General features: G+C 41.8%; 21 protein-coding genes. 13 read left to right on the top strand and 8 right to left on the bottom strand.

Going from position 1 to position 21857, the window contains the following annotated elements:
• Positions 1-42 precede the first annotated feature (42 nt).
• The 8 genes from dut (at position 43) to FTV43_RS03070 (ending at position 7352) form a co-directional block, all read left to right on the top strand.
• A complete protein-coding gene (gene dut, locus FTV43_RS03105; RefSeq protein WP_179994839.1) occupies positions 43-495 on the top strand; it encodes a dUTP diphosphatase in 453 nt (150 codons plus the stop codon).
• 221 nt (positions 496-716) lie between these two features.
• A complete protein-coding gene (locus FTV43_RS03100) occupies positions 717-2159 on the top strand; it encodes a phosphomannomutase/phosphoglucomutase (protein WP_004975308.1) in 1443 nt (480 codons plus the stop codon).
• A gap of 10 nt (positions 2160-2169) precedes the next feature.
• Entirely contained in the window at positions 2170-3075 is a 906-nt protein-coding gene (gene argB / locus FTV43_RS03095; protein WP_179994838.1) for an acetylglutamate kinase, read from the top strand.
• Between the two features lie 209 nt (positions 3076-3284).
• On the top strand, positions 3285-4085 hold the full coding sequence (locus tag FTV43_RS03090) for a GNAT family N-acetyltransferase (protein WP_179994874.1): 801 nt from the start codon (positions 3285-3287) through the stop codon (positions 4083-4085).
• Positions 4086-4234: 149 nt separating this feature from the next.
• Positions 4235-5083, top strand: a complete 849-nt coding sequence (locus tag FTV43_RS03085) for a class II glutamine amidotransferase (protein WP_004975313.1) — start codon at positions 4235-4237, stop codon at positions 5081-5083.
• 263 nt (positions 5084-5346) lie between these two features.
• On the top strand, positions 5347-5802 hold the full coding sequence (locus FTV43_RS03080; RefSeq protein WP_096902263.1) for a bacteriohemerythrin: 456 nt from the start codon (positions 5347-5349) through the stop codon (positions 5800-5802).
• Positions 5803-5949: 147 nt separating this feature from the next.
• Positions 5950-7035: a hypothetical protein gene (locus FTV43_RS03075; RefSeq protein WP_179994837.1), complete on the top strand. Its 1086-nt coding sequence runs from the start codon at positions 5950-5952 to the stop codon at positions 7033-7035.
• The gene (locus tag FTV43_RS03070) at positions 7032-7352 is read left to right on the top strand and encodes an RnfH family protein (RefSeq protein ID WP_096902265.1); all 321 of its coding nucleotides are present in this window, start codon (positions 7032-7034) and stop codon (positions 7350-7352) included. The genes FTV43_RS03075 and FTV43_RS03070 overlap by 4 nt, the downstream gene beginning before the upstream one ends.
• 56 nt (positions 7353-7408) lie before the next feature.
• Here the strand turns inward: FTV43_RS03070 and FTV43_RS03065 are convergent, their stop codons facing one another.
• Complete coding sequence (locus FTV43_RS03065; protein WP_178318246.1) at positions 7409-7807, bottom strand: outer membrane protein assembly factor BamE; 399 nt, start codon at positions 7805-7807, stop codon at positions 7409-7411.
• A gap of 118 nt (positions 7808-7925) precedes the next feature.
• On the opposite strand from FTV43_RS03065, the gene fur reads away from it, so the two are divergent.
• Positions 7926-8363 (top strand): ferric iron uptake transcriptional regulator, encoded by a 438-nt coding sequence (gene fur / locus FTV43_RS03060; RefSeq protein WP_004975325.1) that lies wholly within the window; start codon positions 7926-7928, stop codon positions 8361-8363.
• A 72-nt stretch (positions 8364-8435) separates the two neighbouring features.
• On the opposite strand, the gene FTV43_RS03055 is transcribed toward fur, so the two are convergent.
• Together FTV43_RS03055 and FTV43_RS03050 are read right to left on the bottom strand one after the other, a co-directional pair.
• Positions 8436-9554 carry a PilT/PilU family type 4a pilus ATPase gene (locus FTV43_RS03055; protein ID WP_104852406.1) on the bottom strand — a complete coding sequence of 373 codons (1119 nt, stop codon included), beginning with the start codon at positions 9552-9554 and terminating at the stop codon, positions 8436-8438.
• A gap of 21 nt (positions 9555-9575) precedes the next feature.
• Positions 9576-10613 carry a type IV pilus twitching motility protein PilT gene (locus FTV43_RS03050; RefSeq protein WP_004975327.1) on the bottom strand — a complete coding sequence of 346 codons (1038 nt, stop codon included), beginning with the start codon at positions 10611-10613 and terminating at the stop codon, positions 9576-9578.
• A gap of 124 nt (positions 10614-10737) precedes the next feature.
• Between FTV43_RS03050 and FTV43_RS03045 the strand changes: the two genes are divergently transcribed.
• On the top strand, positions 10738-11427 hold the full coding sequence (locus FTV43_RS03045) for a YggS family pyridoxal phosphate-dependent enzyme (protein WP_167846204.1): 690 nt from the start codon (positions 10738-10740) through the stop codon (positions 11425-11427).
• Positions 11428-11787: 360 nt separating this feature from the next.
• On the opposite strand, the gene FTV43_RS03040 is transcribed toward FTV43_RS03045, so the two are convergent.
• From FTV43_RS03040 to FTV43_RS03030, 3 genes are all read right to left on the bottom strand, one after another.
• The gene (locus tag FTV43_RS03040; RefSeq protein ID WP_004975329.1) at positions 11788-12063 is read right to left on the bottom strand and encodes a hypothetical protein; all 276 of its coding nucleotides are present in this window, start codon (positions 12061-12063) and stop codon (positions 11788-11790) included.
• A gap of 139 nt (positions 12064-12202) precedes the next feature.
• Complete coding sequence (locus FTV43_RS03035; RefSeq protein WP_179994836.1) at positions 12203-15814, bottom strand: AAA family ATPase; 3612 nt, start codon at positions 15812-15814, stop codon at positions 12203-12205.
• A 9-nt stretch (positions 15815-15823) separates the two neighbouring features.
• On the bottom strand, positions 15824-17074 hold the full coding sequence (locus FTV43_RS03030) for an exonuclease SbcCD subunit D C-terminal domain-containing protein (RefSeq protein ID WP_154320420.1): 1251 nt from the start codon (positions 17072-17074) through the stop codon (positions 15824-15826).
• 481 nt (positions 17075-17555) lie between these two features.
• Between FTV43_RS03030 and FTV43_RS03025 the strand changes: the two genes are divergently transcribed.
• Positions 17556-18002, top strand: a complete 447-nt coding sequence (locus FTV43_RS03025) for an ABZJ_00895 family protein (RefSeq protein WP_179994835.1) — start codon at positions 17556-17558, stop codon at positions 18000-18002.
• A 136-nt stretch (positions 18003-18138) separates the two neighbouring features.
• Positions 18139-19056 (top strand): TIGR01777 family oxidoreductase, encoded by a 918-nt coding sequence (locus FTV43_RS03020; protein ID WP_004975339.1) that lies wholly within the window; start codon positions 18139-18141, stop codon positions 19054-19056.
• Positions 19057-19076: 20 nt separating this feature from the next.
• Here FTV43_RS03020 and thiO read toward each other — a convergent pair whose 3' ends face one another.
• Entirely contained in the window at positions 19077-20195 is a 1119-nt protein-coding gene (gene thiO, locus FTV43_RS03015; RefSeq protein WP_179994834.1) for a glycine oxidase ThiO, read from the bottom strand.
• A gap of 13 nt (positions 20196-20208) precedes the next feature.
• A complete protein-coding gene (gene hemB / locus FTV43_RS03010; RefSeq protein ID WP_004975342.1) occupies positions 20209-21222 on the bottom strand; it encodes a porphobilinogen synthase in 1014 nt (337 codons plus the stop codon).
• Between the two features lie 120 nt (positions 21223-21342).
• Here hemB and FTV43_RS03005 point away from each other — a divergent pair, with 120 nt between their 5' ends.
• Positions 21343-21840, top strand: coding sequence for a thioesterase family protein (locus tag FTV43_RS03005; RefSeq protein ID WP_096902274.1), 498 nt, complete (start codon positions 21343-21345; stop codon positions 21838-21840).
• Positions 21841-21857 lie beyond the last annotated feature (17 nt).

Below are 21857 nucleotides of genomic sequence, written 5' to 3'. Positions count from 1 at the left end.
ATATCGAAATTACATTGAAAATTTAAAAACAGGATAAACTTCATGAAAGTTCAAGTTAAAGTCTTAGATTCACGTTTAGGCACAGAATGGCCAATGCCAACTTATGCAACCGCAGGTTCGGCAGGGTTGGACTTACGTGCTTGTCTAGACAGCAGCACCGTGATTGAGCCAGGTCAAACAGTATTGGTTAAAACAGGTTTAGCGATTTATATTCAAGATACAGGTTTTGCAGGCATGATTTTGCCGCGTTCAGGCTTGGGTCACAAACATGGTATCGTGTTAGGGAACTTGGTGGGTTTGATTGATTCAGATTATCAGGGTGAATTGATGGTTTCGGTGTGGAACCGTAGCCAAACAGCATTTAGCTTAGAACCTGGTGAGCGTTTAGCGCAATACGTTTTGGTTCCTGTGGTACAGGCCAAGTTTGAACAGGTAGATGAATTTGTCGCCACTGAACGTGGTGCAGGTGGTTTTGGGCATACGGGTAAAAACTGAGTTTACTGAGGTTTTAGCCTAAATCGTTTGGTAAGGTTTTACTTGAAACTTTACCAACAATTCTTGAAAAGTAACGAAAGATGCACTAATAATGACAAGCATATTGCTTGATGATTTGAGACGATAATTCCTACTTTAAAAAGTCTGATTAGAATTTTTCAAAATTTATAGAGCCAAGATTTATTCACTTTATGTTGGCTCATCTTTGTAGTTGTAAGCCTATGAACAATCCACAAACACTTTTTCCTCAGCATATTTTTCGCGCTTACGACATTCGTGGCAAAGAAACTGTGCTGACCGCGAAATTGGTACACGCCATTGCACAAGGATTGGTGCAACAATATCAACAAGAAAAGCAAACTCAAATTAGTATTGGTTATGATGCGCGTTTAAATAGCCCCGCTTATGCTGAAATTATGCGCCAAGTCTTTCTTGCCCATCAATTTCAAGTGACGATGGTGGGTTGTTGTTCTAGCCCGATGTTGTATTTTATGGCACGACACACGGCAGGCAATGGCATTATGCTTACGGCCAGTCATAATCCAAAATCAGACAACGGCATTAAATGGATTGTGCAGGGCGAACCGCCAACCCCTGAAATGATTCAACACGTGGCACACGATGCAGCGCCATATTATTTAAATACCGATGCAGCACCATCCATCGCCTCACAACACGCCACCAACATTTCACATGAATTTATTGAAGATGCGTGTCAGCAATATCAGCAGGCAATGTTGAACGATATTCAACTGGCGGGCACTTTTAAAGTGGTTTTAGATGGGATGTATGGTTCGGCAGGTCATTGCGCTGCTTTGGTTTTGCAAAAAATGGGCTGTGAGGTGATTGCTTTACGCTGCGAAGCCAATGGTCATTTTCCAGAACATGCACCCGATCCATCACAAGAAAAACACTTACAACATTTAAAAGCTGCGGTGCGTGAACATCAGGCGGACATTGGCATTGCTTTAGATGGCGATGGTGATCGTGTCGTCCTCTTGGATGAACATGCCAATGTGCTTTCAGCAGATCGTTTGCTGTCTTTATTTGCAGAAATGTGTTTAAAAACTCATCCTCAGCATCAAGTGGTGTTTGATGTAAAATGCTCCACTATGGTGCGCAATACCGTGCGTGATTTGGGTGGCGAAGCGGTGATGATTCGCACGGGCAGTACCTTCTTGCGGCGTTATTTGGCGCAGTCGCAAGGCAAGGCTGTGTTCGGTGGCGAATACGCAGGACATTATGTATTCAATGATGGACGTGGTTTTGGCTATGACGATGGTATTTACGCAGCGCTGCGCGTGTTGGAATATTTAAGCCACAGTAATTACAGCAGCCTTTCGGCATTGATGCAGAAATACCCTGAGCGTTGCTGCACTGAAGACACGTATATCAGCACACGGAATATTGAACCGAGTGCGGTTTTAAATGATGTTGAAAGTTCTAGCCATCGCAGTGGTGCAGAATTAAGTAAAATAGATGGTGTAAGACTTGATTTTGAAGATGGATTTGGCATTATTCGAGCATCCAATACAGGCGAATATTTTACGGTGCGTTTTGATGCCGATAATCCATCACGACTGAATGATATTCGCGATACATTTGTTTCCATGTTAAGTGAGCGATATCCTGAAATCGCCCAAGACATTTTAGATGCTCAATAAGGAGAGGCGAATGCCACATCAACAGACTGGTATCGACAAAGCGCAAATTTTGACGGAAGCTTTGCCGTATATTCAACGTTTTGCGGGCAAGACCCTTGTTGTGAAATATGGTGGCAATGCCATGACCGATCCTGAGCTAGAAAGTTCTTTTGCTCGCGATATTGTGTTGTTAAAAACCGTGGGCTTAAACCCAATTGTGGTTCATGGTGGTGGCCCACAAGTGGATTCTATGCTCAAGCAATTGGGACGTGAGTCTGACCGTATTGATGGTATGCGTGTCACCGATCCTGCGACCATGGAAGTTGTAGAGATGGTTTTGGGCGGGAGCGTCAATAAATCTATCGTCAATCTGATTAACCAACATGGCGGTCGTGCGATTGGTTTGACGGGTAAAGATGGTAACTTGATTCGCGCACAGAAATTATTGATGCAAAAAACCACTGAAACAGGCGAAGTACAACAGATTGACCTTGGCTTGGTGGGTGAAGTGGTGGGTGTCAAAACCGATGTGTTGGAAATGTTTACCAGCAGTGACTTTATTCCAGTGATTGCACCTTTGGGTGTCGATGATGCAGGCAATACCTATAACATTAATGCCGATTTAGTCGCAGGTAAAGTTGCCGAAGCATTGGGTGCGGAAAAGTTAATTTTGCTGACCAATATTACGGGTGTATTAGACGAAAATAAAAACCTGTTAACTGGTTTGACTACGCAGGAAGTAGATCGTTTAATTGATACAGGCGTGATTTACGGTGGCATGATTCCAAAAGTGGGTTGTGCATTGGATGCAGTTAAAGGCGGTGTAATCAGTGCACATATTGTAGATGGTCGTGTGCCACATGCTACTTTATTGGAAATCTTTACTGATCATGGTGTGGGAACATTAATTACCAACCGTGTCCAAACGCGTAAATAAAACTCTATAAGATGATCCCTAAAAGAGCTTCACAATTGAAGCTCTTTTTTATGTCAAATTTACGGCAAGAAACTGAAATTTTGTTGATTCAGCATCCTTGAAATTGCTTTGCACCTATCCTGCAATCTTAAAATTGTAGTCGCTAAAATCGCGGTCATCATAGTGTCATGCTGCTGTCCTAGTGTAGGAGAAAACATGAGGTATCTATGATGCTACAAAAATTAAATCAGTATCGTCAGCAGTTTAGCTTTCCTATGGTTAAAGTGGGTAAAGCACAGAAAAAAAACAGCAAAGCTACGCAATATGCGTTTGAATGGGTTGAAAATTTAAAGCAACTACAAGAAGTACAGCGCTTTCGTGCACAGCAATTTTCCAAGCAATTTGGCATTGAATTTGAATCGGGTTTAGATCAGGACTTGTACGATTTTGGCTGTGAACACGCCGTACTCAGAGATAAATCTACGGGTGAAATTGTTGCTTATACTCGTTTAAAACTTTGGCAAGGGCATGAGCTAGCCAACAGTTATAGTGCGCACGAGTTTAAAATTATAGATGAGTTAGGGCATCTCTCGAATATTGTCGAAATGGGGCGTACTTGTGTGCATCCACGTTATCGTTCAGGCAAAACACTCTCTATTTTATGGCTGAATTTAGTGCCTAAAGTGTTATGGGAAATGCGTGCCAAACACATGATTGGCTGTGTCAGTATTCGTTTGGAAGGTAATGAAGCACGCGCGTATCATACCCATCAAGCGATTCAACAATTGGCAGAAAATCAACGCTGCGATATTCAGCCACAGCAGCCGTTTGAGCCAAGTTGTCCAAGTCATAGCTTTAGCCAAGATGAACGAATACCTAAACTGTTTGATGTTTATCTGAAAATGAATGCTAAGCTGTCTGAGCAAGCATTTTATGACCGTGAGTTTAACTGTCTAGATTATTTTGTTTTGTTAGATGTGAAACAAATGGCGAAACATTTTATTCGCCAAAAGAAAGTGAAAGCATCTTAACTAGAATAATTAAGCAGAGATTTCTACAGCACTGCATATCTATGAAGTGGTACTGTAGAAATCTATTTATATTTTTCAGATTTGAATTATCCACATGGCTGATGCACAATAATCAGATAATTTCATTATTTGTATAAAGATAAGGCCTTATGTGTCAGTTGCTTGGAATGAATTGTGCGACACCTACCGATATTACCTTTTCATTTCGGGGATTTTCGCAGCGCGCAGGAATCACCTCAGATCATTCTGATGGCTTTGGCATTGCTTTTTTTGAAGATAAAGCTTGCCGTTTATTTGTCGATAACCAGTCTGCAGTGGAGTCACCCATTGCAGAATTGATCCGTAACTATCCCATCAAATCGCGTAATGTGATTGCCCATATTCGTAAAGCGACACAAGGCAAAATTAATTTAGAAAATTCACATCCGTTTAGTCGTGAGTTGTGGGGACGCCAGTGGATTTTTGCCCATAATGGTGATTTACATGACTTTCATCCACGTTTATCAGGTCGTTTTACCCCTGTGGGCAATACCGACAGTGAACGTGCATTTTGTTATTTGTTAGATCAATTGGTAAATCATTTTGGTTATGATGAACCGAGCCTGACGCAAATTTTTGACTTGTTAGCCGAAATTTCTCCTAAAATTGCAGAACATGGCACTTTTAATTTTTGTTTGTCCAATGGTCAGGCATTATTTAGTTATGCGGTGACCAAATTACATTGGTTGGTGCGTGCTTATCCATTTCAGCCTGCACAATTAATTGATTTAGATGTTGAGGTTGATTTTAGCCAAGTCACCACAGCAGAGGATTGTGTGGCAGTGATTACCACTGAACCCTTGACTCAAAATGAAACATGGACAGCATTTCAGCCAGGTGAAATGATTTTATTTCAACATGGACGCCCAATTAAAACCCAAATGACACATATTGCGCGTTTGGAACGTGAGCGTTTAAATCCTGAATTAAGACGGATCACCAAAGCGGATCAATACTAATTTATACGGGTATGTGTGGTTGAAAAATATTCATTTTATTATTGTATAATTCAATTAAATCAAGAATGAAAATGTATAAATTGGTTAATTAATAATTGATTCTTTTAGTCGGGTATTTTTGTTAAAATTTATTTAAATCAATGTCTTGTGTTGTTTTTGTGCGATTTAAACCAATCCCTACCAATTCGCTTCATTTTTATTTATGGGAAATACGGCTACCATTCCGCAATGTGATTAATCATTTATTTCTGTAAGGTGGTCGTATGAAGATGAAATGGGTTCCAGAATACAATACTGGTATCGATGTGATTGACGATCAGCATAAACGTATCCTCGATTATATTAATGAAATTGTTGAAATTAGCGATGGTACAGATCGAGCACGTGTAAAGCAGATTTTAAATAATATTATTGATTACACCCAGTCGCATTTTACGTTTGAAGAATCATTACAAGAAGAAGCGGGTTATAAATACCGCGTACCACATAAACGTGTGCATGATTTATTCATTAAAAAAATTGAGTCTTATCGCGATCGTTTTGAAATGGGACAATCCATTGAAGGCGAATTGCATGAAGTCTTATCAAAATGGTTAATTAATCATATTCAACACGATGACGCCGATTATGTTGGTGCTGTGAAAGAGAATATGATGGGCATTATTAAGGAAAATGAGAAGAAGAAAGGTAAAGGTTGGTTCGCTCGTTTCTTCTCATAAGTCTGAAGCCATAAAAAATGAAAGAATAAAAATTATAAATTTGCGCAGCAAACTGTCTAACGATAGTTTGCTTTTTTCTTTTTTGAGGTTTTGCTTTTCCTTGATGACAAAGGCAAAATAGCCGTAGATTTTTATTAGGACAGCGTCATGCAGGACAATGCTATGTCACGATGGTTATCGCCGCTGATGGCATTTGGTTTATCATTCATTATTATTGCCACACTCGCACCAATGACAGGTATTCAGGTTGAGCGCCAGCTCGACTTTTGGTTGTTGTGGTTAGCAACCATGCTGATTTTGGCATTACCGATTACTTATTTGGAAATTGCCTTAGCCAAACGCTCAAAAACGACAGCATTACAAGCACTTTCAAGTTTAACCCGTGATGCCGATGCTTCTCAAAAATGGCGTTTGGTGGGCTGGCTTGCAGTGGTGTTCATTCCATTTTTAGCAGGCGGTTTGTTGTCTAATGCTGCGCAAATTTTAAATCAATATGCCGCTGCAGACTTGGCTAGTCATGTCTTATTTGTGATTGTGGCTATTTTCGCACTGGCATTGTCATTAGTGCCGCGTCAAATTTTATTGTTGTGTACTGCTGTTGCTGTTGTGGCGGCTTTGGTTTTATCGATGGTGATGGGTTCAGAACTCCCTGCATGGCAAGTCACCTCAATTGAGTTTAGCGAATGGGGCAGTGCAACCGTTTTGGCTTTGGTGGCCAGTGGTTTAGGCATGGGCTTGTACTGGCAAACTAGTTTGCCGCAAGTACAGCAACAATCTGCAGCAACTTCAACGGTATTGCCAATTTGGATTGCTCAGCTATTGGCAGTCGTTGCTTTTGCATTCTTTGCCGTGCAAGCACAAATTCCAGCGTTGGCTTTGGTGGTGGCAACTGTTGCAGCAGCAGCGGTTCTATTGCAATTGGCACGTGAACAATTGGCACAACGTCAAATGGCGGTTGCGATTCAGTGGATTGTATTGATTGCAGCAACTTTGGTTTGGGCAATTCCTGCCATTGGTCCTGTATTTAATTTTGCCTTATTGCTTTGGGGCTTAGTTATTTGTTTGATTTACGCAATTTTTGCAGGCTGGATTATGAAAATCAGCCATTTGCGTAAAGCCATGAACTTTAGCAGTGAAGCCTTTTATAACATTTGGCGTATTGCGGTACGTGTGGTGTTACCTGTATCTATCGTAGTGGCGATGGTGGCGTTAATTGGACAGTGGATCGCATGATTCAAGTGGCGCAGGTTTGGGTGGCGTATGCCACACCAGAACAACAATGGCATGTGGCAGTCGCATTTCAGCAGGGTATGACTGTACTGGATGCAATCCAGCAAAGTGGACTTGTGACAGCAACGACATTGCCTGAACCGTTGATGGTGGGTGTTTTTGGCGTACGGGTTGAGCCGCAGCATGTATTACAAGCAGGTGATCGGGTTGAGATTTATCGTGCTTTGACCATTAATCCGAAAGATATTCGTCGTAAACGTGCCGCAAAGAACCCAGTAGGGCGTTATGCCAAAAGCAATCGCTTGAGACAATTGCAATGATTTAAAAAACCCCTCAGATGAATTTCAGTGAGGGGTTTCTTTTTATTCTAAAGCGGCTATAGTGGTGGCGCGTTGAGAATCGCTTCTTTCGATCCTGGTAGACCTGGTTGAGATTCTGGAATCGTTTCCAAGCCTTCAACTTTTTCTACAATACCATTTGGATTGAAAAAGATTTTCAAATGCTGACCATGCGCGGCAGGGATCTTGGCTTTTTTAGCATAAGTTCCTGGGATATAGTTGTAAATGTAGTCCCAACGTAATGGATTCATCGGGTCGGCGATGGTAGGACTGCCCAGCAAAAAGCGGACTTGTTGATGACTCATACCGACTTGGACTTTAGACGCTTGAGCTTGGGTTAATGGTGTACCCTGTGGAATATCGACTTTATAAACGCCCAAGGTCGAACAGCCTGCGAGCAGTGAAGTGACCAATAACGTCAACATGATTTTTTGCATTTTGCTACACTATCCCAAATTAATTATGATGCATTTGATCTTGATCCAGTGTTAGATCATACTGCATCTTAACTTTGTTGCATATTCCAACTTTAATTTTGTTGAGAGACCTTTTTTCATGCCTATTTCAAATCAAGAATTACGCAAAGCTGGACTTAAAGTTACCCTTCCACGAATTAAAATCTTAGAATTATTAGAAAATTCAAAACAACATCATTTAAGTGCAGAAGATATCTACAAAACTTTACTCGATCAGGGTGAAGATGTGGGTTTAGCAACTGTGTATCGTGTGTTAACACAGTTTGAAGCTGCGGGCATTATTGAGCGTCATAATTTTGAGAACAATCATTCTGTGTTTGAAATTATGCAGGAAGATCACCACGACCACTTGGTTTGCTTGAACTGTAGCAAAGTGGTTGAATTTATTAACGATACCATTGAAAAAGAACAGCATGATGTAGCTGAAAAATTTGGTTTTGAGCTCACAGGGCACTCGCTGAATTTATATGGTTATTGTGATGCGCCAGAATGTCGTGAAGCCTTACGCAAGAAATAATTTGCTGTAAGCATAAAAAATAGGCTTCCGTATGGAAGCCTATTTTGTTTGTGTTTAAGCGTTGTTGTGATGTTATTGCCCATCGAAGGTAATATTCGAAGTTGCATGTAACAAGCGCTCGCCACCTTCTTCTGCAAGTTTGATTTGTAGACGCAAATCGTTTGGCGAGTCGGCGTGTTTAAGTGCGTCTTTGTAGCTAATTTGCTTGGCTTTATAGAGGTCGTATAAAGCTTGGTCAAAGGTTTGCATGCCCAATTCGCGAGAACGCTTCATTAGGTCTTTAATTTCGTGCACATCACCTTTACGGATTAAATCTGCAATTAATGGTGAGTTAATTAAAATTTCAATCGCAGCACGACGTGAGTTGCCATCTATGGTTGGAATTAATTGCTGTGCCACAATCGCTTTCAGGTTTAGCGACAAATCCATGAACAACTGGTTATGTCGGTCTGCTTCAAAGAAGTGAATAATACGGTCAATTGCTTGGTTAGCGTTGTTGGCGTGCAGGGTGGCAAATACCAAGTGACCTGTTTCGGCAAAGGCAATTGCATAATCCATGGTTTCGCGGGAACGAATCTCACCAATCAGAATCACGTCAGGTGCTTGACGCAAAGTATTTTTTAAGGCGATTTCAAAGGAGTCAGTATCAATTCCGACTTCACGCTGGGTAATAATACAGCCTGCATGTTCATGCACAAATTCAATCGGGTCTTCAATGGTAATGATATGACCTTTGGAGTTTTGGTTGCGGTAACCAATAATAGACGCCAAAGAAGTCGATTTACCTGTACCAGTCGCACCTACAAAAATGATGATGCCACGTTTGGTCATCGCCAAATCTTTGAGAATAGGTGGCAGTTTCAAGTCATCCATGGTCGGGATTTTGGTTTCAATCCGACGGAGTACCATGCCCGGCTCATCACGTTGTTGGAATGCGCTGACACGGAAACGTGCTGTTTTTTCACGGTTGGTAATCGCAAAGTTACATTCACGGGTTTCGGCAAATTCCTTGCGCTGTTTTTCACTCATAATTGAGTTAAGCAGCTGACCGACAATTTCACCTGTAAGTTTACTTTTGGCTACAGGCACAATTTGTCCATGAATTTTCATGGAAGGTTCAACATCGGCTGTAATAAACAAGTCAGACGCTTTTTGCTGAATCATTAAATTCAGTAAATCATTAAAGTCCATCGCGTATCTCGAATTTTAAACTTATAAGAATGATTCAGGCTGTTTTGCAACCGTACGAGCCGTTTGTGGGCTAATTACACCGCGCGATACCAAGTTTTTCAAACTCTGGTCAAGGGTGGTCATACCGTAGTTGGCACCAGTCTGAATTGCCGAGTACATTTGAGCTACTTTGTTTTCACGAATCAGGTTACGCACTGCAGGAATACCAATCATGATTTCATGCGCAGCTACACGACCACCACCATTTTTCTTGAGCAGGGATTGTGAAATGACGGCTTGTAAAGATTCAGACAACATGGCACGTACCATGTCTTTTTCTTCGGCAGGGAATACGTCAATCACACGGTCAATGGTTTTTGCTGCAGAGGTGGTGTGTAGCGTACCAAATACCAAGTGACCCGTTTCAGCAGCAGTCAGTGCCAAACGAATGGTTTCTAAGTCACGCATCTCACCCACTAGAATAATGTCAGGGTCTTCACGCAGTGCTGAACGTAATGCTTCGTTAAAGCCATGCGTATCACGGTGTACTTCACGTTGGTTGACCAAACATTTTTTAGATTGGTGTACAAATTCGATTGGGTCTTCGACGGTCAGAATGTGGTCGTAGCGATTGTCATTAATAAAGTCAATCATCGCGGCAAGTGTGGTCGATTTACCCGAACCCGTTGGGCCTGTAACTAACACTAAACCACGTGGATATTCACAAATATCTTTAAAGATTTGTCCCATGCCTAAATCTTCAAGGGTCAAAACTTTAGAAGGAATGGTACGGAATACTGCACCTGCACCACGGTTTTGGTTAAATGCGTTCACACGGAAACGAGCCACGCCTGGGACTTCAAAAGAAAAGTCCGTTTCTAGATTTTCTTCATAATCACGACGTTGTTTATCATTCATAATGTCGTACACTAATTTGTGTACTTCTTTATGTTCTAATGCTGGTAAGTTAATTCGACGAATTTCACCATCCACACGAATCAGTGGTGGCATGCCCGCAGATAAGTGTAAATCCGAAGCGCCGTTTTTAGCGGAGAACGCCAATAATTCTGTAATATCCATGAAAGTCCCCGAGATCAATTAAATCTTAATTATTTTGATAGAATAATACGGCTTTCCATCAGCTTAACCAACTGTTAGTTGCTGGACAAGGTAAAAAAAGATGAATGAAATGAGAAATGCATCAATGAATAATCTGCAGCTTATGCGCACTCAGGTTTTGCAACAAATTCAACAGGCATGCCAGTTGGCACAGCGCGAGCCAAATACGGTGCAATTGTTGGCAGTGTCTAAGACTCATCCGAGTGAAGCCTTGCGTGAAATGTATGTGACAGGGCAGCGCGCTTTTGGCGAAAATTATTTGCAAGAAGCTTTGGATAAAATGCAGGCCCTGAGTGATTTAGAAATTGAATGGCACTTTATTGGGCATGTGCAGCGCAATAAAACCAAACATTTGGCAGAAAAATTTGCATGGGTGCATGGGGTAGATCGTTTGATTATTGCCGAGCGTTTATCGAATCAGCGCGATGCTCAACAAGTGCCCCTGAATATTTGTTTACAAGTAAATATTGATGCGCAAGACACGAAGGATGGTTGTCAGCCGAGCGAAGTTGCAGAATTAGTCCGACAGATCAGCCAATTACCGCATTTAAAACTACGCGGTTTGATGGTGATTCCTGCACCTGATCATCCTCAAGCTTTTCAAGATGCCAAACAATTGTTTGATGCAGTGAAAGCACAACATGCACAACCTGAAGATTGGGATACTTTGAGTATGGGGATGTCGGGCGATTTAAATGCCGCAATTGCAGCAGGTTCAACTATGGTACGGATTGGTACAGCATTGTTTGGCGCACGTGACTATTCCAAGGCTTAATTGCTAGATGAACAAAGAATCTGCCAAGATTTTGCAAACATTATCTTGTACGTTTTGGCTGACATGAAATGCGGAATTTTGCGGCTAGTGCTGAAGGTTGGATTTTCTTAATATGAACTTATCGGGAAACAGGGAGTTTCCTAAATAAGAAGAATAAGAAATAGAACAACACGGAAGTGCTTGGTACGACAGGAGTTATACCAAAAACTGAATCTAGAAAGCCTCGACAGGATGTCGAGGCTTTTTTAGTTATGTATGCTGTAAAGCTGTCAAAGTTTTGGCTTGTGTAGATTATTTTTAATAACCTTCACTATTTTTAGAAAGCGCCACTCCCGTCCAGTAAATAGGTGAAGTAGACATTCAAGATTTATTTTCTATCCAGATTCGAATACGGGCAATCAGTAAAAATAGCAAAAAACAGAACTGAAAGAAGCCTGTGAAAATGATGGTCCAACCGCTATTTCCAGGTGTTTTTCTTGCATCCAACTCAATGACTAAAGTGCAGACGGTGAGAATGATTTCAAAAATTAAAACCGCTTTAAAAACCCAAGGTTTAGGGAAACGTATTAACCATGTGAGAAAAATAATACTTAAACTGGGCAATACAGCAAAGAGAATAATCGTTTTTATATCCATAAAATTAAGTACTTAAAGTGTGGGTGATTTTAAAATAAATTCAATACAACTTCATGGAAGCCTAAAATCTGAAATCTCACAGTCATTTCAATAATTCTTCAATCGACAAATAATCTTCAGATTTTAGGCAGTATTGGCTTTAACCCACCACATTGACTTCACTTGCCCCTGCACCCACTGGTTTGACTTGAATTTGCACAGGAATTCGTTCGTGCATTTCCTGAATATGCGAAATCAGCACCACTTTACGTCCCTGACTTTGCAGATGGTCTAAGGCATTCATCACCATGTGCAAGGAAGTCGGGTCGAGAGTGCCAAAGCCTTCATCAATAAATAGCGATTCCAGTTTCATTGAGCCAGATGCCATATTGGCAATTGCCAGTGCCAAAGCTAAAGAAACCAAAAAGGTTTCGCCACCCGATAAAGACAGAACAGGGCGAATTTCACTGTTCATATCTAAATCAATAATCGCCAACCCCAAACTGTCAGGAATACGATGCAACTGATAACGCGAACTCAGTGGCAGCAATTGCTGATTGGCGTATTCCACCAAAATATCCAAGTGATGTTCTTGAGCAATTTTCTTAAATTTCGTACCTTCTTTATGCCCAATTAAATCGTAAATACGTCCCCAGCGGTATTCTTCAGCTTTGATACTTTCAATTTGAGTTTGATAGGTAGCAAAAATCCCTTGATTGGTGCTATTCAGGCGTAGCTGTGCCTCAATCTCATTATAGTTTTGCTGTTGTTTGGCTTTGTCTGTTTGCAGCGCTGCCAGTTGCGTGGTGACCTCGTCAAAACTCAGTTCTGGCTGTTGCTTTAAGTGTTTTTGATATTGCTCTTCCAATGTTTGCCAAGCCGTTTTAGCACTCTCCAAACTGTTTTGTTGTTGCTGCAGCATCTTGCGTATTTGCTGATGTTCGGCATAAGAAATCTGTAAACATTTATCAATGATGCTGGCTTGAAAATGCGTGTGTGTCGCTTGCCACGTTGCAATGTGTTGCTGACATTCAGTGTGTTGCTGCATGCGCTGTTGAATTCTACTATCCAAACCATGTTTTTGCAGTTGTAAGTCTTTTAACACCTGTTCTGCTTGATTAAGTACAGTTCGTTGTGTGCTAAGTGCAAGATTGAGTTGCTGTTGTTGCTGATCTAAAGCCTGCTGCCATTCTTGATAGGTCTGATATTCACATCCCGCATGAGTTCTTGTAAGCTGCTTAATTTGATCACGCAGCTCACTTCCTGCAGTTTTAATCTGCTGCAGTTGTAGGGTTTTCTCTGCATGTTGCTGTTGTAAAAATAGCAACTTTTCTTGCACTTGCTGCTGTTGTTGAGTCAGTTGTTCAATCGTTTTGCTCAGTTGAACTTGCTGCTGCTGCAAGTGATGACGTTGCTCTAACTGTTGTAAGGCATTTTGATAGTATTCAATCGGTTGATTGAGCCAAGCGTGTCTTTGTTCTGCATCTAAAAGCGACAAAATAGGCTGTAAACGCTGAGCGAGGTCTTGGCGTTGTTGAATAGCATATTTGAGTTGTTCTGCCTGCTGTGCAGCATTGCGCCATTGTTTCAGGGTATCGTTTGCTTGTTGAATACTCTGCTGCAAGTGTTGAGTGGATTGATGTGTTGTTGCCCAATGTTGCTGTACGTGTTCAATTTGCTTTGCAACAGGCAGCGCTGCATCCAAATCTAAAGATAAGGATGTTGCAAGCTGTTGCACCAATGTCTGTTGTTGTTCAAGTTGCTGTTGCAGTTCAAGACTGCGTTGTTGTTGTTGATGATAAGTTGCATCGTATTGACTGCGAGCACGCTCCAATTGTTGTAGCTGTTTTTGCGCATGCTCAAATTCAGTTTTGGCCTGCTGCAATTGCTGATCCTGCAATTGGTTTAAAGCGTCACTGAGTAAATTTTCATGCTGAATAAACGGATGTTCATTGCTGCCGCAGACCATACAGGCTTCATTCGGTTTTAATTGGGCACGTAAATCCTGCACACTTTGATGCTGCAATAAACGCTGCTGTTCAAAGATCTGCTGTAATTGTTGCAAGGCTTGTTCAGTAATTTGCACTTGCTGCTGTTGGGTTTGAATTTGAGTCTGTGTCTGCTGTTGCAGACTTAAAGTTTCTTGCTGACGCTGTTGTAACTGCTCAAATAGGGTGGTCTGTTGTTGCCATTGTTCAAGTGCCTGTTGCAAGCGCTCTAAAACATGCACACTCTTTAAAGCATGTTGTAATTGCTGTTGCTCTGCCGTGAGTTGCTGCTCAAGTTGTTCAGGATGTTGATATTGTTTTTCCCAAACCAACAGTTGTTGCTGTGTATGTTGTTGTTGCTCAATTAAAGTATCTAATGCAGATTGGAACAGCGTAGGGTTTTGCTGACGTAGCTGCTGTTCAAGCTGTAAATAATCTTGCAGACGTTGCAACGTAAGGGCTAAATTATCATCAAAATTTGCCCATGCCGCAGTCTGTTTGAATTGCTGTTGTAAATGTTGCTGTTGTTGTTGCTCGGTTGCAAGTTGAGTCGTCAGTTGCTTCAAATTATTTTGCACAGGCTGAATTTGCTGCTCTGCAAATAATTTTTGTGCAGCATCCAAAGCGGTATATTGTTGAAGTTTGCTAGAAATTTCATGTTGTAACTGTGCCGCAATTTCAAGTTGTGGTTTCAATTGTTCAACATGCTGCTGCCATGCCTGAAGGTCTTTTTCCGCTTGCTGTTGCTGACTAATCGCTTGCTGTTGTGCGTATTCCGCTTGTTGCAAGTTTGGTTCAAATTTCAAAAGCTGCTGATTCAGATTTTTTAGCTCGGTATCTGCTTGCTGACGCAAGACAAATTGCTCGCGGATGGTTTGAAATTCATCTAAATGTTTGAGCAATTGTTTTTGAGAGGCGAGTTTAAGATCGGCATCGACTTGAACATCATATATTTCTTTTTTAGCTTGGGTGCTGGCATAGAGTTCATGGCAATCTTTGTGCCATTTCACATCATTTTCATACAGTTTTTCGGTTTGGGTCAGCAAAGCTAATTGTTGACTTAGGTCATGTTGTTGGGTTTCTAAGTCTTTTAGTGCTTCATCGCTGAGGAGCACCACATGCCCCATGACATTTTCAAGATCTGTTCGCTTTTGTTTAATTTCACTAAATTTAACGGCTGCACGTTTACTGACTTCGGTAAAAATTTGCGAATTGGTTAAATATTCAAGTAAATCTGCCCGTTCATGGTCTTTGGCTTTTAAAAATGCCCCAACTTCCGATTGTGCCAATAATACTGCGCGTGTGAATTGCTCAAAACTAAGGCCAATCAACTGCTCTACAATTGGCGTAGCTTCAGAAATTCTTTGATTTAAAACCCGTTGCTCATCTAGGCAGGTAATGGCACGTTCAACTTTTAAGTTTCCATCCACTTTGTTATGTGCACGGCGAATTTGCCAACGTGCCGAATAGCGTTTTTGATCGAGCGCGATAAATTCAAGTTCTGCAAAGCCAGAAGTCGTACCACGACGTAAAATATGTTTAGAGTCTTTTAAGGAAATTTCTTTGCCTGCGGTATCGGTCAGACTGCCTGTAGCACCTCTCAAACGTGGAATTTCGTCATAAAGTGCCAAACACATGGCATCCAGCAAAGTCGATTTGCCTGCACCAGTTTTGCCCGTAATTGCAATTAAACCTGCCTGTGCCAGTGGCTCATCTTCAAAATTGATGACATGCGTGCCTGCCAAAGATGCCAAATTATTTAAACTTAAACGTAAAATTTTCATGGCAAATCCTTAAGCTTTATTCTGATCAAGTTCTTGTTGGGCTTCGGCCAAAAGCTGTAAAAAATCTTGGCTCACTTCTGGGTCAGGTTGATAGCCCATTTTTTCCCATAAATCTAAAAATAATTTTTCAGGCGTAGGCGGCTCTAAATCAATTTTTGATTGTTGCACGTTCGAGTTTTCACAGTTTTGAAAGCGTCGTGCAATGCGCAGTAAACGATAGCGGTTGGCAGGCAGTGCTTGTTCAATTTGTTGGCGTAAATCAATGGGTGGTGGCGCATCGCTGATATATTCAATTTCTAAAAAATGCCGTGCGCAAACTTCTGCAATTTCATCTTTTGGCAATTTATTCAGTTCGGTGATTAATTCAGAAAGTTCACAGCGAATCCGAAGCAGCTCTACCGTACGTGGAATAAGCAAGCTTTCATATTGGAAACGCTGTGCATCTGCCTGTAATGGATCAATCCTAACTTCAAGGACTTGGTGTTTATAATTCAGCTCGCTAAATGATAAAGGGATGGGTGAGCCGCTATAGCGAATGTGTGGCTGTCCGACCTGTTGCGGTTTGTGTAAGTGTCCGAGTGCGACATAGTCAATCACCTCATCAAACAGCGCAGTCGATAAGGCTTCTTCATTCCCCACTACAATTGGGCGTTCTGAGTCGGAAGTTTCGCCACCTTGCATGTGTGCATGTGACATTAAAATCAGGGCTTGATCGGGTTGTTTACGGGCTTTGGCTTCTGCAATCAGTTGTTGATGTAAGTAAGCAACAGCAGATTGATTGTCACTGCTATGTTCATTTAAACCTGTAATTTCTGCACTGCGTAAATAGGGCAGGGTCAGACACCATGCCACAATATTTTGCGCAGCGTCATAAATAGGCACTAGGAGTTTATCTAAATCTAATTTTTGCTCGGCTGTTTTACCAATCACGCCCACAGCTTTGGCGTTGAAGCGGTCTAAAAAGGGTTCAACTTGCTCAATGCGATACCCAGAGTCATGATTGCCTGCAATCATTAAGGTTTGCATGTGTGGAGCAAGCACATGCGCATCGGTAAGGAATTGATAGAGTTGTTTCTGAGCGCTCGAAGCAGGATTGACCACATCAAAAATATCGCCTGCTATGAGCAGGGCATTCGGCTGTTTGCTTTTAATTTGAGTTAAGAGCCAATTTAAAAATTCAGTATGTTCATATTCACGTTCATGGTGATGGAAAAATTGCCCCAAATGCCAATCAGAGGTATGTAAAAAATGAACAGCCATGCGTGTTCCAATCTTGATGTTGAATTATGGGATAACTTAACATAACTGAGCGCAACACTACGGCAAAAAACCAGTTTTCTGCTTTTAAAGCGACAATTTAGGTCGCAGAGATTTTAAAGAGAAGGGAAAGTAAAATCTGTCGTGATCTGTATAGAAAAATATAGAGAGTTAAAATACTGATGTTAGAAAGGCTAAAAAAAGACCTTAAAAAATAAAGACCGACGATTCGAGTGATGATGAAATCGTCGGTCAAAGAAAAACTTGCGATACAGTAAAGCTTTGGCTGCTGTTCAAAGCATGACTGTATGCGATTTATTGCTTTAGTCAGGTCACCGAAAATATTGTGGATGCCATACACATTAACGGTTGTTGTGACCTTGTAGCCTATATAACGTCAGGCTTTTGTATTCGGTTGACAATTTCATGAAAAAAAAATCAATTTTTTTTATACTAGGCTGAATCTTTTGTCTGAGTCATCTTTATGGTATCGCTAAGCCATTATTTTATCTGGTTTTTCTTGTATTGCTTTGTGATGACCTGTATTTGTGGCGTATTGGCTGCATTATTACCTGCGGGTGTAGGCGGGATTTTAACTGCGGTGCCTTATTTGGTTGCCATGATTTTAGTGCTGTATAAGTTTTTAAAACAACAACGCCGTGCGCCGAATGACAAGGAACGCAAGACATTTACTTTAGGATTTAGCCTGATTTTTTGGGGCTATAACTTGGCGTTTTTATTATTAGGTTTGGCGATATTTTCTCGCCAAAACCCAAGCATTTGGCAAGATTTTTTACAGTATTTGCAACAGCCGCAATTTATGAGTGTGGTGGTGATCATGTTCTTGTTGATCGCAATTCCATTGTATCTGCTGACCTATTGGTTTTATGGTAAACAGGCACAGCGTATGGCAGTTAAAATGTTTGGCTGATAAAAGAAGTTGTTAATATCTGATTTTCTTCAAATATACATGATCAGTTATGTGATGATGATTTGCTTAGACTTGAACATTCAGTCTAAATCACGTATAGCTAAAACTATATTTTTCATCATGCTGAGATTGGAAGATGCATAAACCTTTGGTACTGGTAACAGGGGCAAGTGGTTTTATTGGTTCACAATTGTTGCCGTTTTTATTGCAACAGGATTATCGGGTGGTGGGGCTAACCCGACAGCCCAATCGAGTATCCAAACATCCACAATTACGCTGGATTCAGCAGTTAGATGAACTCGACACCGAACAAATTGATTATGTGATTAATTTGGCGGGAGAAAGTATTGGGCAGGGCAGATGGACAGCAGCACGCAAACAAAAATTGCTTGATAGTCGAGTTCAGACCACACTGCACTTATATCAATATCTTGAAAAGCGCCGTATTTTCCCCAAGTGTATTATTTCAGGCTCGGCAGTGGGGTATTACGGAATTGACCCGCAGGAACAATGGTCAGCAGTATGTACCGAACACAGTGCAGCACAAGATATTTTTATGTCGCAGTTGTGCCAGCAATGGGAACAGGCTGCGTTAAGCTTCAGCCAGCAAAATACTAAAATTATGCGCTTGGGCGTGGTGTTTGGGCGCGGTGGTGGCATTTTACCGCAAATGTTATTACCAATTCGTTTAAATGCCGTCGGGCGGATTGGGCATGGACGGCAGCCTGTTGCATGGGTGCATATACAAGATGTTTTACAGGCCATTCACTGGTTAATGACGCAACCTGTAGACGCCAAAATTTTGAATGTGGTTGCACCTGAAAAAACCAGTCAGCAAGACTTTGCCGAAACCGCAGCTCGGCTTTTAAAACGTCGTCCATTTTTGGTGTTACCTGCTTTTGTCTTGCGTTGGTTATTGGGCGAGCAATCGCAATTGGTGCTGAATGGGCAATATGTTAAACCACAAGCGTTAGAACAAGCAGGCTATTGCTTTCAATATCCAAAACTTGAACAGGCGCTAGCGGCTTGTCTGGGTGCATCATCCTCTACTTAAACAGAGGATGCTGCTGAGTGTTATGCACAGATTGAGGTGGGCTGTAACTGCTTTGGATCATAAGCGGCAGGATCAACAATCGTTTCTTGCCCAAGCATGAGCTGTCTTAATAACTGCGCTGAAGCAGTGCCCATACATAAGCCATTACGGAAGTGTCCGAAATTCATCCATACATTATTTAGGCTTGGCACTTTGCCGATATACGGCACACCTGTAGGCGAGCCTGGACGTAAACCCGCCCATTGTTTCACAATGGGGAACTGTGCCAATTCAGGCACCATTTCAAAACAAGCCGTTAAAATATCTTGTTGGGTTTGCGGGTTTGGTGTGGTGTCAAAACCAACGTGACGCATACTGGAACCGCATAGCACATGCCCATCTTGACGTGGAATCAAGTACATCACCTTGTTCATGCACATGCTTGGCAACCATTGTGCAGGGGTTTTAAATAACACAATTTGCCCTTGTACAGGCTGTACAGGAATATCTAAACCCAGTTGTGCCGCCCAGTGCTGTGACCATGCACCTGTCGCAAGCACGATATGATCTGCACGATGCAAGCGACCATCGGCAGATTGAATGGCTTGAATACGATCTTCAGTGATCTGAAATTGCTGAATTGGGCAGTGTTCAAAAAATCGCACGCGCGGATGTTGTTTCAAATATTGCGTGAGCGATTGTAATAAACGCGGATTGCGCACATTGGCAAGTTGTGAGAAATACAGGGCTTGTTTAAATTTGGGATGGATATGCGGGTTAATTTGTTCGAGCTGTTCCCGATTCAGACATTCAGCTTGCTGCATCGGTTCATGATGACGTTCGGCATAATTTAAACCAATCTCAAAATCATCTTCATCAAAAATCAACATGCCTGTTTCATGGATTTCAAAATCAATGCCTGTAATAGGTTTGAGTTTTTCATTCCATGCTTGGTACTGCGGTTTGGCAAATTGGGCTAAGTCATTGACCGCTTGAGGATAACGCCACGGATACATGGGAGAAAGAATTCCACCACCTGCCCATGATGCCGCTTGTGCTGCTTGTTGTTGATCAAAAATACTGATAGAGCAGCCCTGCTCTACCAGTTCGAGTGCAGACAACAAACCGCTGATGCCTGCACCAATGATTGCGATGTGCATGAAAGTCGCCTGTTTATGCCATATCTTTAAGTTTGAGTGCTGCTTCTTCGGCAAAATATGTCCAAATACCATCTGCACCTGCACGGCGGCAACTCATTAGCGATTCAATAATCACACTGTCCGACAACCAGCCATTTTGAATCGCGGCAGCAAGCATGGCGTATTCACCACTCACTTGATAGACAAAGGTTGGCACACCAAAGTTATCTTTCACTTCACGTACAATGTCTAAATAAGGCATGCCTGGTTTTACAATCACCATGTCTGCACCTTCTTGAATATCCAGTGCAATTTCATGCAAGGCTTCGGCACGGTTGCCAATATCCATTTGATAATTGTATTTGTTGCCGCCTTTTAGGTTGCTGGCAGAACCGACTGCATCACGGAAAGGACCGTAAAAGCTAGAGGCATATTTGGCTGAATAAGCCATGATAGAGGTATAGATATGCCCGTTGCTTTCCAACGCCTGACGAATCGCACCAATACGGCCATCCATCATGTCACTTGGCGCAACCACATCTGCACCCGCTTCGGCATGGCTTAAAGCCTGTTTAATTAGACATTCAACCGTTTCATCATTCAGGACATAGCCTGTGTCATCAATAATGCCATCTTGACCATGAGTGGTGTACGGGTCGAGTGCGCCATCGGTAATAAGTACCATCTCTGGCAATTCTTTTTTCAGCAGGCGTAGTGTGTTTTGCACCAAGCCATCTTCACGCCATGCTGCTTCTGCGGTCAGGCTTTTATCTTCTTGTGGCGTGACTGGAAACAATGCCAGTTTAGACACACCCAGCTGCATTAAACGCTCGGCTTTTTTGAGTAATAAGTCTGCCGATAAACGCTGAATATTCGGCATGCTTGGAATATCTTGGGTTTGATTTTGTCCCGGTAAAACAAATACAGGATAAATCAAGTGATCTGTGGTTAAGTGAGTTTCGCGAACCATGGCGCGTAATTGATCATTTTTACGGATACGACGCATACGAGTGGCAGGAAATGCAGGGCGATTGAACGTATAGGTCATAAAAATCTCACTGATCAGTATTAAACTAGACGACTATTGTAGCCCCTTAAATTTCATTTGGGCATACATTGGCTGTTTTTATTGTTGGTAAATTGAGTTGTTTGGACTTTTGGGCACGTTATGAGTAATGCAGAGAAAAATTGGACTGGGAATATACATTTAGGCGCGAAAGTCGATATTGATGTCGTGCTAAGACAATTGGTCAATGCATTTAATGGATCGCCATTTTTTCAACACAATGGCATGAGCATGCGTGTGGTAGATGGTCAAATTGAAGCCTATATTGAGATGCAACCGTATATGGTGGGCAACGTGGCTTTCCAAATTTTACATGGTGGTGTTGCTGCAACCATTTTGGACAGTGTGGGCGGTATTGTGGCAATGGGGGAGTTATATAAACGGACAGAACCTGACGATTTGCCCGATACCATTAAAAAAGTCACTCGTTTGGCTACGGTAGATATGCGAGTGGATTATTTAGCACCGGGACGCGGCAAGTATTTTATTGCCCGTGCGGAAACTTTGCGTTTAGGGCGTAAAGGCTGCACCATGCGTATGACGATGGTCAATGATGAAGATAAACCAATTGCAACGGCAATTGCGTCTTATGCCTATTAAAATCTAAGGTAGGGCGC

The organism is Acinetobacter sp. YH16053 (assembly GCF_013417035.1).
Taxonomy (GTDB): domain Bacteria; phylum Pseudomonadota; class Gammaproteobacteria; order Pseudomonadales; family Moraxellaceae; genus Acinetobacter; species Acinetobacter towneri.
The sequence above is the reverse complement of the archived record's forward strand: the minus strand, read 5'-3'. Positions and strand labels throughout refer to the sequence as shown.